Source organism: Streptomyces sp. NPDC012474 (assembly GCF_042955185.1).
GTDB classification, from domain to species: Bacteria; Actinomycetota; Actinomycetes; order Streptomycetales; family Streptomycetaceae; genus Streptomyces; species Streptomyces cahuitamycinicus.
The window spans coordinates 47,967-63,217 of record NZ_JBIBEP010000027.1; the positions used below are offsets into that span (position 1 = coordinate 47,967).

The following is a 15,251-nucleotide window of genomic DNA, read 5'->3' on the forward strand; positions in this document are numbered from 1 at the left end:
TGACCCGGTGGCGGTCAGACGGTCATCCGATCGATCGGCCGGCCGGCGCCGCGGGAGCGGGTCAGCGCCCGGCGGCCGAGGAGCGCGGCGCCCAGCCCCAGCGGGAGGGCGACGATGGCGCCGACGAGCCCGTTGCCGGTGCCGGGACCGCCGCTGGAGGTGGCCAGGTGCAGCACCGCGAGGGCCGTGCCGGCCAGACCCACCGCGATGGCCCACATCCCGCCGGTGCGCGCGTTGCCGATGCTGATCCGACCACCGGCGCGGGCCAGGGCCAGCCAGCCGACAGCCAGGCCGAGCAGCCCTGCCGCCAAGGCCAGGTTGGCCCCGGTCCGCCCGTCGCCGATGATCCCGCCCTCGGCGGCCACCATCAGCACTGCTGAAGCACTCATGCCGTTCTCCTCCTTCTCCGTCGCTGACTGCGAGGTTCGATGCGTCTTTCGATGCATCCTGAGCATGCGCGCCGGGCCCGTGCCGATCGTCCAGCGGACGCAGGCACTTTCGCCTGCCGCATCCGGGGCATCCGGATACCGCGGATGCGGCAGACGGCGCGCCGATACCGCATACGCGGTAGCCGATCACTCGTCCAGGAGCCGGACTCGCCCACAACCGCACCCGGTTACCGTGCACCCATGGACAAAGGACGGTTCGCTCTCCCGGCCCCGGTCACCGACTGGGCGACAGCCGTCGGCGTGGCGGCGCTGCTGCTGGGCACCGGGCTGTCCGGGCAACCCCCGGCCGGGAGCCGGGGGTTGCTCGGCTGCGTGCTGCTGGCGGCCGGCGGGCTGGCGCTGGCCGCGCGCCGCCGGGCACCGCTCGTGGTCCTGGCCGTCACCGGGCTGGCTGCGGTGGGCTCCCTGGCGGCCGGGTTCGAGGTGCTCGCCGTCTCCTACCTGGTTGCCGTCTACGGCGCGGTACGTGCCGGACACCGCGCCGTCGCGGTGGTCGCGTCCGTGGGCCTGGTGGCCGTGCTCCACCTCACCGCCCTGGTCTTCCACGACGGGCCCGCGCGCGAGGTCGTGGCGCAGGCCCGCAACACCCTTGAGCTCGCCTGGCTGATCGCCGCCTTCGCCGCGGGGGAGGCGGTGCGGCAGGCCGAAGGGCGGGCGGACGAGGCCGAGCGCACCCGCGAGGAGGCCGCCAGGCACCGGGCCGACGAGGAGCGGCTGCGCATCGCGCGGGAGCTGCACGACTCGCTCACCCACCAGATCTCGGTCATCAAGGTGCAGTCCGAGGTCGCCGTCCACGTGGCCCGGCGCCGCGGCGAGCGGGTGCCGGAGGCCCTGCTGGCGATCCAGGAAGCCGGCCGGGAGGCGAGCCGGGAACTGCGCGCGACCCTTGAGGCGCTGCGCGACGACGACACCACCCCGCCGCACGGACTCGACCACATCTCGAACCTGGTGAAAGGGTTCCGGACAACCGGCCTCGAGACGACGCTGACGACCGAAGGACATCCGCACGCCGTGCCGGCCGCGGTGGGCCGTACCGCTTACCGGATCGTTCAGGAGTCGCTCACCAACGTCGCCCGGCACGCCGCCGCGACCACTGCCTCGGTGCTCATCGAATACCGGCCGGACACCCTCGCCATCCGCGTCGACGACGACGGAAAGGCCACCCCGCTCCCCGCGCCGACGCCCGGCCTCGGGCTGCTCGGCATGCGCGAACGCGTCACGGCCCTGGGCGGCCGATTGCGCACCGGGCCGCGCAGCGCCGGCGGCTTCACCGTCCAGGCCGAACTCCCCACGAACGGAGCGTCGTGATCCGGGTCCTGCTGGTCGACGACCAGCCGCTCATCCGCAGCGGCTTCCGCGCGCTGCTCGACCTCGAAGACGACATCGAGGTCGTGGCCGAGGCCGCCGACGGCCGAGAGGGCCTGGCGCTCATCAAGGAGCTGCTGCCCGACGTCGTGCTCATCGACATCCAGATGCCCGTCATGGACGGCATCGAAGCGACCCGGCGCGTCGCCGCGGACCCGGCCCTGGCCGGCGTACACGTCGTCGTACTGACCAACTACGGCATGGACGAGTACGTCTTCGACGCGCTGCGCGCCGGCGCCGCCGGGTTCCTCGTCAAGGACATCGTGCCGGGGGACTTCCTGCACGCCGTACGTGTCGCCGCCCGCGGCGACGCCCTGCTCGCGCCCGCGATCACCCGCAAGCTCATCGACCGGTACGTCACCCAGCCACCCCCCGTCCGCGCCGGCAGCGGGCTGGAGGGGCTGACCGGCCGGGAACGCGAGGCCGTCGCCCTCGCCGCACAGGGCCTGTCCAACGACGAGATCGCCGACCGCCTGGTCATCAGCCCGTTGACCGCCAAGACCCACATCAACCGGGCCATGGCCAAGCTCCATGCGCGTGATCGCGCCCAGCTCGTGGTCCTTGCCTACGAATCCGGCCTGGTGACCCCGCGCACCTCCTGAGGGGCGGCTGCGCCCTTCTGCCGCTCAGCCGGAACCGCAGGACCAACAGTCGAGTTTGGCGCTTTCCCCAGCCGCTGGAGCCGACCGGTTGTGGGTGTCGGGCACCCGCAGAACTGGGCATCGGACCGATTGGACGCCGCGAGGCTGCGTGTGATGGTGGCACACGACTTCGAGATGCTCTCCGCGCTCGGGCTGGTACTCCTGCTGTTCTACCTGGGCCTGGAGTTCCACCTGGACGACCTCAGAAGCGGCGGCAGACGTCTGCTGACCGCCGGCGGAATCTACCTGCCGCTGAACGTCGGCGCGGGACTCGGCTTCGGTTTCGCCCTGGGGTGGGGCGCACGCGAGGCCCTGGTGCTCTCCGGGGTTCTGGGCATCTCCTCCTCCGCGCCATGGCCGCCGGCGCAGGCCTCTCGACGGCCGCCTCGCCCCGTTCATCGCGAGCTACGTCCTCGTCCTTGCCGTCCTCAGCCCTATCGTCGCCGGACGCTCCCACCTGCTCGCACGCGCCTCGAGGGCCACACCATTGCCGCCGCCCGAGGACCGAGCACGATACGCCGAAGCCGCCATCCCACCCGCCGATCCGTCACCGGACGCGCCCGAGACCACCGCTTGGTCCTCCCCGGGCGACACCACGCCGGCACCTTCGTCTGCTCTGTCCGCGAGGACGGAGCGACAACCGCCCTGTGCCGCCACCGGATCGGCGCCGCCAGCGGGGCTGGTTCATCCTGCGAACTCGGGGGCGGTCAGCCAAGGTGCTCGCTCGACGTCAGGGGTTCGCGGGGTGTCCGGTATACGGCCCGGCCCCGGGCCGGGCCGTCCTGCGTCATGTGGTCACAGCAGGGGGAGGCTGTCGCCGCCGAGGAGTTGCCATCCGGAGGCGGGGAGCCCGAGCTGTGAGGTGGTGAACATCTTGCTGCCGGTCGCGGTGGGCCGGGTGGTTCCTCCGGGCAGGATCCACGCGGCCCCGGCGTAGTTGTTCTCGCCGTGCGCGGTGACGGTGAGTTCGGGGCGCCCGTCGCGGTTCACGTCACCGGCCGAGATGGTGGTGCCGAAGTGGTCGCCGCTCTCGCTGCCGCCGGGGACGCCGGTGGTGTCCTGGCTGTAGGAGTAGGCGCCGGAGCCCGGGGTGCCGGTGCGTTTGCCGGGGATGATCGTCACCATGCCGGCACCGGCGATGGTGCCGAGTTTCTCGCCGGGCGCGCCCACCGTGATGTCGCCGACGCCGTCGCCGTTGAAGTCCGCGACCACGACCGATGCGCCGAACTTGTCGCCCTTTTCCCCGGATCCGGGGACGCCGGTGGTGTCCTGGGAAATGACGACGGGCGTGGCGTCGGTCGGTATCCCTGCCGAACTGCCGTACCAGATGAGGATGCGCCCGCCGTGCTCTCCGTCGACGCCGCGCTGTCGGGGCTCGTCGGGGTCACCGGCGACGATGTCGCCGTATCCGTCGCCGTTGACGTCGCCGACGGTGGCCACCAGGGCGTCGCCGTGGGTCAGGGGGACGCTCCACTGCGGTTGGTTTTCGGCGTTGACGTGGATCCGGCCGCCGGTGTACCCGCCGGCCCGCCCCGTCACCGCCACCGTGTCGGCGCGACCGTCGCGGTCGAGGTCACCGGCGGCGACGGAGCCGAACCACTCGCCGAGTCCCATTTCCGCGGAGGCGGGCCCATTCGATCGGGTGAAGGGGCCCCGGAGGGTCTGGGTGTAGTTCCAGCCTCCGACCGTCACCAGACTGGTGGACGAGATTCCCTTGCCCGCGGCGGCCACGTCCCGGCCGATGCGGTCGAAGTCCTCGGGGCTGCCGGACGTCGGCAGAGTCCGCCCGGACACCAAGCCCGATCGGCTGCCCCACAGGACCGTGACCATGCCCTTGTCCTCACCCTGGTCGAGATCCTCGTAGGGCGCGCCGACGACCAGGTCGGCGTATCCGTCCCGGTCGAGGTCGGCAGAGGCGGTGGAGGCACCGAAGTGGTCACCCCGCTCGGCGCTTCCCGGGACGCCGGGGGAGTTCTGGGTGATCAGGGCGCGGGACTTCGGCGAGAGCCCGGAGGCAGAGCCGTACAGGACGATCACGGCGCCCGCGTCCTCGCGTCCGGCGATGTCGGCGGCGGGCACCCGCAGTACGACGTCGCGGTAGCCATCGCCATTGAAGTCCGCAGGGACGGTGTCCCCGGCGGCGTGCGCGCTCGAGATAGGCAGGCTGCCGAGCAGCCCGGCGAACACAGCAGTGGCGACGGCCCGAGATCTGCCGCCGCCGTCTGTCTTGGTCATCTGAGTCTCCCCCACGTCAGGGCTGCCGTCGACGAACGGACGGCAACTGGAAAATCGTCTAGGCATGGAAAGGTGCGAGGCGGGTCAGGACAAGGCGACCTGTCCCGTACCCGAGTACTGCCGTTGGCCTTGCGGGAGATCAAGTCCGCTCTTCAACGTCGGTGATGCCGCCGACGAGAGGGGTGCGAGGGCCGGTTGGGCGGGCTGACAACTCCGCGCCGTTGGCCCCCTCCCGCAAAGCGACCTGTTCTCGCCCAAGTGAGCGGATATTAGCAGCGGGTTGACGGTCATCTCCACAGGTCGGCATGGGGCGTACGGCAAGGGTCCGACATGGATACTCGTAGCGGGTTCCGGTGGTCGTGGCTCATGGTCTGACTGATGTCCTGCTGGGCTGTCCTGCGACTGTTCTGTCCGGCTGCCGGGACCCGTTCTCCATGGCTCCGGCCAGGTGGAACATGACCTGATAGGAGCTTGGCCGGAGGCCCCCTCAATGTCCTGTCTGACCCACCTGGCTGGTGTGAGACATCCACTCAGACGGACAACTGACAACCCACAAACACCGTCAGAGCCATCCTTGCGAAAACCGTTGGTGCCCGGCTTGCTCCGCTGATGGACTGACGTCCTGCCGTGAGTCTGCCGCGTGACGGAGGTAGTGGTTGTGACGGGCTATGACGTACTTGCCGAGGTGTACGAATGGCTCATCTCGGATGCAAAGTTGCCTCCAGCCGAGTTCGCTGCGTCGTTCGACGACGTCCTCAGTCTCCTGCCGTCGAACGCTCACATCCTCGACTGTTCGTGTGGAACCGGACAGTTGGCGGTTGGCCTCGCCGGTCGTGGCATGCAGGTTGTCGCAACTGACGCCAGCGAGGCGATGGTTCGTCGGACTGCGGAGTTGTCTGAGGAGTTCGGGGCATCCGTCCGGGCCGTACGGGCGAACTGGGAAGAGTTGCCCGACCATTTCCAGGACAACACGTTCGACATGGTGTTCTGCGTTGGCAACTCGCTTCACCATGCCGCGGGCGCGACAGGCAGGGGTGCTGCTCTGGAGTCGATGTCACGGCTTCTGCGCCCCGGCGGGCGCTTGGTACTCACATCCCGCACTTGGGAACTCGTGAGGGCCAGAGGTTCCCGGCTGGAGATCAGTGACCGACTCGTCCGCCGGAACGGTCGCGATGCCGTCGTGGTCTACCGCTGGGAGATCGCGCCGCATTGGGAGGAGGAGCACCACATCGAGATTGCGATCGCGCAAGTTGACGCGACCGGGTTGGTGCTTGTCCGCTCGGAACTGCTGTCCTGCTGGCCCTACCGGTACGAGGAACTCGAAGTCGAGCTGCACCGGGTCGGACTCCAAACGGAACTGAGCACGTTCGATCTTGAGGCCGAGAACTACATGGTGGTCGCGAGCAAGGTATGAACACCGGACTCTCAGTCTCTGGCCGGACCGCGCGGTTGCTCACAGGATGCTTGCGCCCTCTCATCGGTGCGGGTTCAAGTGGTCAACGCAACGCCTCGGACGAGGAGTGCTCGTCGATCAGACGGCGGTAGATCCGGGGTGACGGTGTGGCGCTGTTTCCTGGTCGCGGTCAGATCGCGAACAGAGCGCCGCCACGCTGCCCACCCAGGCGGAACTGCCCAGTGGGCCCCGCCGCACGTCGTCGGCCGACTGCGCGAGGCGAGTGAGTACCTGGCCGACGCCGACCGCGAGTCGCTGCGCAGGCCGGCCGTTGATCACAGACAGGCGGCCACGCCGGGAACAGCCGGCCCGCCCGGCATGGTTACACCGACCGAGGGACCGGCGCCGCACGGGCGGGGAACACCGAGACCACAAGGTCGTCGGCCCCACCAGGATCCGGGCCCCGGGATCGCGGTACGCCCGCCGCGCACTCGGACCAGGACGTATTTCTGCAGGAGGACGTTTCATGACTGACCGACCCTTGACGCTCATGGCCGTACACGCCCACCCCGACGATGAGGCAACCGGAACCGGAGGCGTCCTCGCCCGGTACGCGGCGGAAGGCATCCGCACAGTTCTCGTGACGTGTACCGACGGCGGTTGCGGTGACGGACCGGGCGGTGTCAAGCCGGGTGGTCCCGGGCACGATCCGGCGGCGGTCGCCAAGATGCGCCGTCGAGAACTCGAGGCGAGCTGTGACGTCCTGAAGGTCAGCGATCTGGAGATGCTGGATTATGCCGACTCCGGGATGGCGGGCTGGCCGAGCAACGACGCCCCCGGATCCTTCTGGCAGACCCCGGTGCCGGAAGGCGCGGCCAGACTTGCGGAACTCATGCGGCACTACCGACCTGATGTGGTCGTCACCTACGACGAGAACGGCTTCTACGGTCACCCCGACCACATCCAGGCCCACCGCATCACGATGGCGGCGCTGGAGATGACCGCGCTGACACCGAAGGTGTACTGGACCACGATGCCCCGCTCGATGATGCAGCGGTTCGGCGAGATCATGCGCGAGTTCGGTGAGGACATGCCGGAGCCGGATCCTGCGGAAGCCGCCGCGATCGCCGAGATCGGCCTCCCCGACGATGAGATCACCACGTGGGTGGACACCACCGCGTTCAGCGGCCAGAAGTTCGACGCGTTGGCCGCGCACGCCAGCCAGGGCGAGAACATCTTCTTCCTCAGGATGGGCAAGGAGAGGTTCGGTGAGCTGATGGGCATGGAGACCTTCGTACGTGTCCAGGACGCCACCGGCGCGGCCGTACCCGAAACCGATCTCTTCGCCGGACTGCGCTGATCCGAGCGCGGAGGAGTCCCTCGGCCTCGTCGGACGGGCCGCCGCTTTCATAGCCGTGGCGGGGATCCTGTTCGGATTCTTCTGCTGGTGGACCTGCGGTGGAGACATCCGGCGCTGCCGCGACTGACACACCGTCACGGGCCAGGGCGCGCCCGTGTTGCTCGCGACCCCGGTCCTGTGCCGGGCCGGGGTACTGGCCCGGGTTCTTGTGCCCCGGCGCCTTCGGCCTGTACCACCTGTTTTCGAGCGTGACTGGGGCGCGGCAGCTCAGCCTGGACCGCCCCGGCCATGCCGGGCGCGGGAGAGAAGAGTTGCAGCGCGTCCGGCTCCTTCCGGTTGGTCGAGGACCGGGCGTCCGGACGGTGGTGGTGGAAGGTGTGGATGTGTCCCGCTAGTGTCCACCTGATGCTCGGGGGGAGGGGAACTACCGCGTGACCACAAAGATGAGCACCGAGTTCGCGTCGGCCATGGTGACCGTCATTCCGCTTGTCATGCTGATGTGCGCGGCGGAGGCCCGGGTCGTCTACGCCTACTGGGACAGCAAAGCCGACGCCGTAGTGGCGGCCACCAGGGGAGCCGTTGAAGCAGGGGCCGGACCGGCGAATCCCCTGAGGTTCTACGCCTGGGTCTTCCGTAACTACCGCGTGATGCTGCCGTGGGTCCACTCCGTATTCGGCGTCATGTACTGGCTCCTCATGGCCGCGGCCCACTTCACAGCGGAGGCCGGCCTCATTCTGTGGCTCGCCTCCGCGCGGCCCCCTGGCGTCGAGTACTTGGACGACGTCGTCGTGGTGACTGCCATCTGGGGCTTTGGTCACGCCACGGTGTTGGGCACGCTGATCGTGTTCTTGCGGGTCCCCTTGCGGCTCATGCGCGCCTTGGAAAACGGCACACAGGTGTCTGCCCCCACACACCGCTCACCCACCTTGTAGGCGTTGAGCCCCGTACTGTTCACGGCTGCCGGAACGTACGGCGTGGGGTGTCCCCAGCATCCTGCTCGGCAGCCCTTCACCCGCTGATCGATCCGCGTACTCGCCGCCTGCCGACGCGAGCGGAGCAGTCGCTGATGCCTCTCCGCACCGCAGCCAGTCCTCGGGAAGGCGCACTCGACGCGTTCCGGCGCCGGGGGTTCGGTGCGGAGCCGGGGCAGGTGCCGAAGCGAGGCGGCTCGGCCGCGGCCCGGGCGGCGGGCAGGACGGTCGCCGCGGCCGCCGTGGCCGCCGCCAGAGCGCACAGCAGGGCAGGGCGATGGACGCGTGGGATCACGGAGTGTCTCCGGTCGGGTCCGTTGAGGTAGTGACAAATGAAAATGATTACCGATACCGTGTTCATCGGTAAAGCCCGGCCCGCTTCCTCAGGGAGGTTCCGTCGGGCTGCCCGGACGTCAGAACCACACCGCACGAAACGGCATGAACAAAGGGGAGCTGTGGCTCATCTGCTGGTGGTCGAGAGCTGGGTCGGATCGATGAGCAGACTGCTGCCACGGGCGATACGGGAGGGTGGGCACGAGTTCACGTTCCTCACCCGCGATCTGCATCACTACCTGCGCTCTGCGCCCGAAGGGGCGGCACACCCACTGCTCGGGGCGCGCAACATCATCACGGCGGACACCAACGACACCGGGGCCCTGTTGCCTCACGTCGAGCGGCTGCACGCGGCGTTCGGCTTCGACGGGGTGATCACGTCCTGCGACTACTACCTGCCGACGGTGGCGCGGACGGCCGGGCGGCTCGGTCTGCCCTCACCGAGCCCCGAGGCGGTCGGGAACGCCTGCCGCAAGGACGCCACCCGACGGGTACTGGCCGATGCGGGGGTGCCCGGGCCGCGCTTCGCGGTGCACGAGGAGTGGGCCGACATCGTTCGGGCGGCACGGGAGATCGGCTACCCGCTCGTGGTCAAGCCCGTCGACCTGTGCGCGGGCATGTACGTGCGGCGGGTGGACGACGAGGGCCAACTCGCCGTCGTCGTACGGGCGCTGGCCGACTTCCCGGTCAACGCGCGCGGGCAGCGGCGAGCGCCCGTGGTGCTGCTCGAGGAACACCTGGACGGCCCGGAGGTGAGCGTCGAGACCGTCTCGCACGCGGGCGCGGTCCACGTGCTCGGCGTGACCGACAAGAGCGTCGGCGGGGCGCCCGGATTCATCGAGACCGGCCACATGTTCCCCGCCGCCCTGCCGGCCGCGGACGCCGAGGCCGCCGAGCAGACAGCACTCGGCGCCCTCAAGGCGCTCGGCCTGACCGACTGCGTCGTCGCGCACACCGAGATCAAGCTCACCGCCGCCGGACCGCGCGTGGTCGAGGTCAACCCCCGGCCCGCCGGGAACCGCATCACCGAGCTCATACGCCACGTCACCGGCATCGACCTGGTCGCGGCCTTCGTGGAGGTCTCCCTGGGCCGCGCACCCGACCTGCGGCGCACGGACACCGGACTGCGCAGTGCCGCCATCGGCTTCCTCGTCCCGGAGACCGCGGGCACGCTCGAGGCGCTGGACGGCGGCCACCTGCGGACCGTGCCGGACGTGCTGGAGATGCAACTCGCCGAGCCCGGCGGGCAGGTGAAGGCGGCGGGCAGCAACAACGAGTACCTCGGACACGTCATGGTCGGCGACGCCGACGGGCTCGGCGCCCGCGACCGGGTCGAGGTCCTGCTCGGCGAGCTGCGGTCCGGGCTGGTGATCCGATGACCTCCGCCACCTCGGCGTCCGCCCGCGTGACGACGTACGACGAACTCATGGCGCGGGCCCGCGCCGGCGAACTCGGCCCGGACCCGGCCGCCCTGCGGATCGCCGTGGCCTTCACCACACGGCAGGCCGTACGGCACACCGGGCGCGGCACCGGCTACCGCAACGAGGTACTCAGCCTGCGCCTGGCCGAAGCCGTCGGCTCCTGCGCGGTCGAACCCGGCGCGCTGCCCGACAGCGCGGTCGAGGACTGCGTCGGCGTGGACCTGGCCCGGCTGCTGGAGCACCCGCTGCTTCCGGTGCGCGTGGCCGCCCTCGACGCCTACCTCATGCACGTCACCCCGCATACCCCGGACAACGGGGCCCGGCCCGTGTCGCTGCCGGCCGGGACGTCGCTGGAGAAGTCCCGGGCCCGGGCGCGGGCGGTGGTCGAGCTGCTCGACCTGCCGCCGGGGGCGACGGTGCTCGTGATCGGCGTCGTCAACTCCCTGCTGGAGGCACTGCGTTCGCGGGGGATGACCTATGTTCCGTGCGATCTCAAGGGCGGGGCCACGGAGTGGGACGAGAAGGTCGTCACCGACGCGCCGGCCGAGGCCGGCCGGTGCGATGCGCTGCTCGTCTCCGGGATGACGCTGGGCAACGGGACCTTCGAGCCGCTGCGGGAGCACGCCCTGCGGCACGGCAAGCAGCTGGTGATGTTCGCCCAGACCGGCAGCGCCGTGCTGCCCCGCCTCCTGGGCCACGGGGTGAGCGCGGTGTGCGCGGAGCCGTACCCCTTCTTCTGGCTGGACGGCGGTCCCGGCACCCTCTACCGCTACCGCGCCGACGGTGCAGGAGGCTCCCGGTGACCGCGACCGCCGTACGCCCTGCCGCCCGCCCCGAACTGCTCACCCTGCTCGGCCGTACCCCCCTGGTGCGCATCACCGCCGGGCTCCCGGAACCGCACCCCGGTTTCTGGGCCAAGCTCGAAGGGCTCGCCGCGGGCGGTATGAAGGCCCGGGCCGCCGTGTCCATGCTGATGGGTGCCCGCGAGCGCGGCGAACTGCGGTCCGGTGCCCCGGTCGTGGAGTCCACCTCCGGCACCCTCGGCATCGGGCTCGCCTTTGCCGGGCAGGCTCTCGGCCACCCCGTCGTGCTGGTCGGCGACAATGAACTGGAGCCGTCCATGCGGCAGTTGCTGTGCGCTCACGGGGTGCGGCTGGAGATCGTGGACCGACCGGCGCCGCAGGGTGGCTGGCAGGCCGCCCGGCTGGCCCGGCTGCGCGAGCTGCTCGCCGCGCTGCCGGGTGCGTACTGGCCCGACCAGTACAACAATCCCGACAACAGTGCCGGTTACGCCTCCCTGGCCGCCGAGCTCGCCGTCGAGCTCGACCACTTGGACATCCTGGTGTGCAGCGTCGGCACCGGCGGCCACAGCGCCGGGATCATCGGCCCGCTGCGCCGCCACTGGCCCGCGCTGAGGCTGATCGGCGTGGACTCCACCGGCTCCACCATCTTCGGCCAGCCCGCCCGGCCGCGGCTGATGCGCGGTCTGGGCAGCAGCATCCACCCGCGCAACGTCGCCTACGACGCCTTCGACGAGGTCCACTGGGTCGGCCCGGCCGAGGCCGTGGACAGCTGCCGCCGCCTGGCCCGCGGCAGCTTCGTCAGCGGCGGCTGGAGCACCGGGGCGGTCGCCCGCGTCGCCGCCTGGGCGGCCCGCGTCCACCCGGGCGCGGTCGTCGCCACGGTCTTCCCCGACGGCCCGCACCGCTACCTCGGCACCGTCTACGACGACGACTTCACCGCGGCCCAGGGCATCGACCCGTCCGCGACCGCCACCCGGCCCGTGGAGATCCCGCACCCGTACGCGGCCGAGGCCACCGGCTGGGTGCGGTGCACGCGCGTCCACGACCCGTTGAAGGCCGTCCCCCATGCGGAAGGGAACCCGTGAAGGCCAGCCGGCGCACCGTACGCCTCGAACTCACCGAGCCACTGCGCATCTCCCGCTCGACGATGTCCGTCCGCGACGCCGTGTGGCTGAGTATCGAGCACGAGGGCCTCACCGGGCATGGTGAGGCCGTCACCAGCGTCTATTACCGCCTCGACGCCGAGACCCTCGGCCGGTTCCTCGGCACTGTCTGTGCGGATCTTGCCCGCTTCGGCGACCCGGAGAGCGCCTTGGAAGCTCTGCGGACGGGCGAGTCGACCGGTGACGGCACTCCCCCGGCCGTGACCGCCGCCGTCGAGGCGGCCCTGCTCGACCTCGTCGGCAAACGCGCGGGCAGCCCCGTCCACCGGCTCCTCGGCGCCCCCGAGGCCCCGGTCACCGCGACCGCCCGCACCATCGGCATCACGTCGCTCGCCCACGCGGCGGCGCAGGCCCGCTGTCTCGCGGCGAGCGGCTTCCACGTCATCAAGGTGAAGGCCGGGGCCCCGGATCCCGAGGACGACGTCGAGCGCGTCCGCGTCATCCGTGACGCCGCGCCCCGGGTCCGGCTGCTGCTCGACCCCAACGGCGCCTGGACCACGGCGCAGGCCGAGGCGCTGCTCCCCCGGTTCGCCGACCTCGGTGTCGAAGCCGTCGAACAGCCCGTCGCACCCGGCGATCCTGAGGCGTTGGGCGCCCTGGCCGAACGCTCGCCGCTGCCGGTCATCGCCGATGAGGACGCCGTCAGCCTCGAGGACGTCCGCCGTCTGGCCGGACGCGTCCACGGCGTCAACATCAAGCTCGCCAAGTGCGGCGGGGTGCACACGGCCCTGCGCATCACCGAGTTGATCGACGGCAGCGGCACCGAGCTCATGCTGGGCTGCCTGACCGCGAGCAGCCTCGGACTCGCGCCCGCCGTGCACCTCGCCGACCGCGCCCGCTGGGCCGACCTCGACGGACACCTGCTGCTCGCCCACGACCCCTGGACCGGCATCGGCGGGCAGGACGGCTACGTACGGGCAAGTGGCCTGCCCGGCCTGGGCGTCGAGCCGCGGGAGGTGAGCCGTGAAGACGTGGCGTGAGATGCGCCGCTTCCCGCTCGCGGTCCAGCTCCTGCTGGTCAACCAGCTCGGCGTCAACACCGGCTTCTACCTCCTCATCCCCTACCTGGCCACCCACCTCACCGAGAACCTGGGCCTGTCGGCCGCCGTCGTCGGCGTCGTCCTCGGCGTGCGCAACCTCAGCCAGCAGGGCCTGTTCATCATCGGTGGTTCCGCTGCCGACCGGCTCGGCGCGCGCGGCGTGATCATCACCGGGTGCGCCCTGCGCACGGTGGGGTTCGCGCTGTTCGCCCTCGGTGACAACCTGGCGGTGCTGCTCGCCGCCTCCGTGCTCAGCGGCTTCGCCGGCGCGCTGTTCAACCCGGCCGTTCGCGCCTACATCGCCCAGGAGGCCGACGAGCGCAAGGCGGAGGCGTTCGCCCTGTTCAACGTGTTCGCCACCGCGGGCGCACTGATCGGTCCGCTGCTGGGCAGCGCGCTGCTGCTCGTGGACTTCCGCGCGTCGGCCCTGACCGCCGCCGGAATCTTCGCCGTCCTCACCGTCGCCCAGGCGCGGGTCCTTCCCGCACGGGAGATCGAGCCGAGCAAGGGCACGGTGCTCGCGGACTGGCGCGAGGTCGTCGGCAACCGCGCGTTCCTCGCCTTCGCGCTCGCCATGGTCGGCATGTTCACCCTGGAGAACCAGCTGTACCTGCTCCTGCCCGCCGGAGCACGGCAGGCCACCGGCTGGGACGGCGCGGCCGGCCTCGTCTTCCTCGTCGGCACCCTTGCCCATCTCGCGCTCCAGCTGCGGATGACCCGCGCTCTCAAGCAGCGCGGAAACCGGGCACGTTGGATCTCGGCGGGGCTGGGCCTCATGGCGCTGGGCTTCGTGCCGCCCGCCGTGGTCGCGGGTGCGTCCGGCGGACCGGACGGCGTGGCCGATGCGGCACTGCGCACCCTGCCCGTGCTGGCGGGAGCCCTGTTGCTCTCGCTCGGAGTGATGATCGCCCAGCCGTTCGTGATGGAGCTGATCCCCGGCTTCGGCCGGCCCGAACTCACCGGCACCTACTTCGGGGTCTTCTACGTCGTCTCGGGCGTCGCCGCCGCCGTCGGCAACACCGTCGTCGGCTGGGCCATGGACGCCGGGGAGCGGGGCGCCGGCGGCTGGCTGCCGTGGGCGTGCTGTGCCCTGTTCGGGCTCGCCTCCGCGCTCGGCGTGGCCTGGCTGCACCGGCTCGGGTCGCTGCCGGCGCCCTCGAAGCCCGCCGTACCCGCGACGGCCGGAGGAAGGACACCGGCATGACCTCCACGACGACCACGCGTACGCACAACCTGCTCACGGGCAACCCCGAGTTGTACGAGGCCCGCTTCCCCGACCCGGACCGGCTGGCCGGACGCTGGACGGAGGACTGCCTGCGGCGGCACGAGGCGGGACCGCGCGTGCTGGACATGGGCTGCGGCACCGGCCGCGACGCCGCCCACCTGCACGGCGCCGGCCGCGAGGTGACCGGCGCCGACCTGTCCGAGGCGATGCTCGACCACGCCCGCGCCCACCATCCCGGGCCCGGGTACGTCCGCGCCGACCTGCACGGATTCGACCTCGGCCAGGGGGTGTTCGACGCCGTGGTGTGCCTGGACAGCGCCCTGCTGTACTGCCACACCAACGACCGGCTCGACGGCTTCCTGTCCTCCTGCCGTCGCGCACTCGCCCGGGGCGGCCTGCTCGTCGCGGAGATGCGCAACGGCGCGTACTTCCTCGGCCGGACCGACCTGCTCGACGCCCCCACCGTCAACCAGTTCACCTGGCGGGGCACCGTCTACCGGTCCACCACCACACTCACAGTGGACCGGACGGCTCAGCTCCTGCGCCGTACACGCGTGTGGACCACGGACGACGGGTCGGAGCCCGTCGAGCAGCGTTCCGCCTGGCGGCTGCTGTTCCCGCAGGAACTGCGCCACCTGCTGGCCACGCACGGCTTCGAGGTCCTGGAGCTCCACGACGGGCCCGGCCCGCGCACCGAGCCGCCCTGGCACGAAGGCCGGTTCCCCGGCTCTGCCGCCGACGCCGACCGGCTGCACGTGGTGGCGCGCCTGACCGGGCCTGCCTGACGAACCCGCCTCCGCGTCCTGACGTCCCGAATCTGTCGGCCCCTCCGGCACCGCAACGGCACACCAC

13 protein-coding genes and 1 pseudogene are annotated in these 15,251 nt (G+C 71.1%); 12 read left to right on the forward strand and 2 right to left on the reverse strand.

The genetic code is table 11. From position 1 onward, the window contains the following. Positions 1 to 14: 14 nt before the first annotated feature. On the reverse strand, positions 15 to 389 hold the full coding sequence (locus ACFY9S_RS37525) for a DUF6223 family protein (RefSeq protein WP_391138074.1): 375 nt from the start codon (positions 387 to 389) through the stop codon (positions 15 to 17). Positions 390 to 629: 240 nt separating this feature from the next. On the opposite strand from ACFY9S_RS37525, the gene ACFY9S_RS37530 reads away from it, so the two are divergent. From ACFY9S_RS37530 to ACFY9S_RS37540, 3 genes and pseudogenes are all read left to right on the forward strand, one after another. Beyond that, on the forward strand, positions 630 to 1,757 hold the full coding sequence (locus tag ACFY9S_RS37530; protein WP_391138077.1) for a histidine kinase: 1,128 nt from the start codon (positions 630 to 632) through the stop codon (positions 1,755 to 1,757). Further along, a complete protein-coding gene (locus tag ACFY9S_RS37535) occupies positions 1,754 to 2,416 on the forward strand; it encodes a response regulator (RefSeq protein WP_391138080.1) in 663 nt (220 codons plus the stop codon). Before ACFY9S_RS37530 ends, ACFY9S_RS37535 begins: the two co-directional genes overlap by 4 nt. Before the next feature lie 159 nt (positions 2,417 to 2,575). Further along, positions 2,576 to 2,806: pseudogene (locus ACFY9S_RS37540) on the forward strand (cation:proton antiporter); the annotation flags it as partial. A gap of 444 nt (positions 2,807 to 3,250) precedes the next feature. On the opposite strand, the gene ACFY9S_RS37545 reads toward ACFY9S_RS37540, so the two are convergent. Next, positions 3,251 to 4,690 carry a VCBS repeat-containing protein gene (locus tag ACFY9S_RS37545; protein WP_391138083.1) on the reverse strand — a complete coding sequence of 480 codons (1,440 nt, stop codon included), beginning with the start codon at positions 4,688 to 4,690 and terminating at the stop codon, positions 3,251 to 3,253. 658 nt (positions 4,691 to 5,348) lie between these two features. Between ACFY9S_RS37545 and ACFY9S_RS37550 the strand changes: the two genes are divergently transcribed. The 9 genes from ACFY9S_RS37550 (at position 5,349) to ACFY9S_RS37590 (ending at position 15,184) form a co-directional block, all read left to right on the forward strand. Then, positions 5,349 to 6,104: a methyltransferase domain-containing protein gene (locus tag ACFY9S_RS37550; RefSeq protein WP_391138156.1), complete on the forward strand. Its 756-nt coding sequence runs from the start codon at positions 5,349 to 5,351 to the stop codon at positions 6,102 to 6,104. Between the two features lie 505 nt (positions 6,105 to 6,609). Continuing rightward, a complete protein-coding gene (locus ACFY9S_RS37555) occupies positions 6,610 to 7,443 on the forward strand; it encodes a PIG-L family deacetylase (protein WP_391138086.1) in 834 nt (277 codons plus the stop codon). 431 nt (positions 7,444 to 7,874) lie between these two features. Beyond that, positions 7,875 to 8,375 carry a hypothetical protein gene (locus ACFY9S_RS37560; RefSeq protein WP_391138089.1) on the forward strand — a complete coding sequence of 167 codons (501 nt, stop codon included), beginning with the start codon at positions 7,875 to 7,877 and terminating at the stop codon, positions 8,373 to 8,375. Between the two features lie 494 nt (positions 8,376 to 8,869). Continuing rightward, positions 8,870 to 10,126 carry an ATP-grasp domain-containing protein gene (locus tag ACFY9S_RS37565; protein ID WP_391138092.1) on the forward strand — a complete coding sequence of 419 codons (1,257 nt, stop codon included), beginning with the start codon at positions 8,870 to 8,872 and terminating at the stop codon, positions 10,124 to 10,126. Next, on the forward strand, positions 10,123 to 10,971 hold the full coding sequence (locus tag ACFY9S_RS37570; protein WP_391138095.1) for a Rossmann-like domain-containing protein: 849 nt from the start codon (positions 10,123 to 10,125) through the stop codon (positions 10,969 to 10,971). The genes ACFY9S_RS37565 and ACFY9S_RS37570 overlap by 4 nt, the downstream gene beginning before the upstream one ends. Then, positions 10,968 to 12,056: a pyridoxal-phosphate dependent enzyme gene (locus ACFY9S_RS37575; RefSeq protein WP_391138098.1), complete on the forward strand. Its 1,089-nt coding sequence runs from the start codon at positions 10,968 to 10,970 to the stop codon at positions 12,054 to 12,056. The genes ACFY9S_RS37570 and ACFY9S_RS37575 overlap by 4 nt, the downstream gene beginning before the upstream one ends. Continuing rightward, positions 12,053 to 13,114: an enolase C-terminal domain-like protein gene (locus ACFY9S_RS37580; RefSeq protein WP_391138101.1), complete on the forward strand. Its 1,062-nt coding sequence runs from the start codon at positions 12,053 to 12,055 to the stop codon at positions 13,112 to 13,114. The genes ACFY9S_RS37575 and ACFY9S_RS37580 overlap by 4 nt, the downstream gene beginning before the upstream one ends. Beyond that, the gene (locus tag ACFY9S_RS37585; RefSeq protein ID WP_391138104.1) at positions 13,098 to 14,378 is read left to right on the forward strand and encodes an MFS transporter; all 1,281 of its coding nucleotides are present in this window, start codon (positions 13,098 to 13,100) and stop codon (positions 14,376 to 14,378) included. Before ACFY9S_RS37580 ends, ACFY9S_RS37585 begins: the two co-directional genes overlap by 17 nt. Next, positions 14,375 to 15,184: a methyltransferase domain-containing protein gene (locus ACFY9S_RS37590; RefSeq protein ID WP_391138107.1), complete on the forward strand. Its 810-nt coding sequence runs from the start codon at positions 14,375 to 14,377 to the stop codon at positions 15,182 to 15,184. Before ACFY9S_RS37585 ends, ACFY9S_RS37590 begins: the two co-directional genes overlap by 4 nt. The last annotated feature ends 67 nt before the right edge of the window (positions 15,185 to 15,251 follow it).

Bases quoted from the DNA above. Each gene is read 5' to 3' on its own strand.
- ACFY9S_RS37530 (WP_391138077.1), top strand. From the start codon at position 630: ATGGACAAAGGACGGTTCGCTCTCCCGGCCCCGGTCACCGACTGGGCG.
- ACFY9S_RS37555 (WP_391138086.1), top strand. From the start codon at position 6,610: ATGACTGACCGACCCTTGACGCTCATGGCCGTACACGCCCACCCCGAC.
- ACFY9S_RS37590 (WP_391138107.1), top strand. From the start codon at position 14,375: ATGACCTCCACGACGACCACGCGTACGCACAACCTGCTCACGGGCAAC.
- ACFY9S_RS37545 (WP_391138083.1), bottom strand. From the start codon at position 4,690: ATGACCAAGACAGACGGCGGCGGCAGATCTCGGGCCGTCGCCACTGCT.
- ACFY9S_RS37570 (WP_391138095.1), top strand. From the start codon at position 10,123: ATGACCTCCGCCACCTCGGCGTCCGCCCGCGTGACGACGTACGACGAA.
- ACFY9S_RS37525 (WP_391138074.1), bottom strand. From the start codon at position 389: ATGAGTGCTTCAGCAGTGCTGATGGTGGCCGCCGAGGGCGGGATCATC.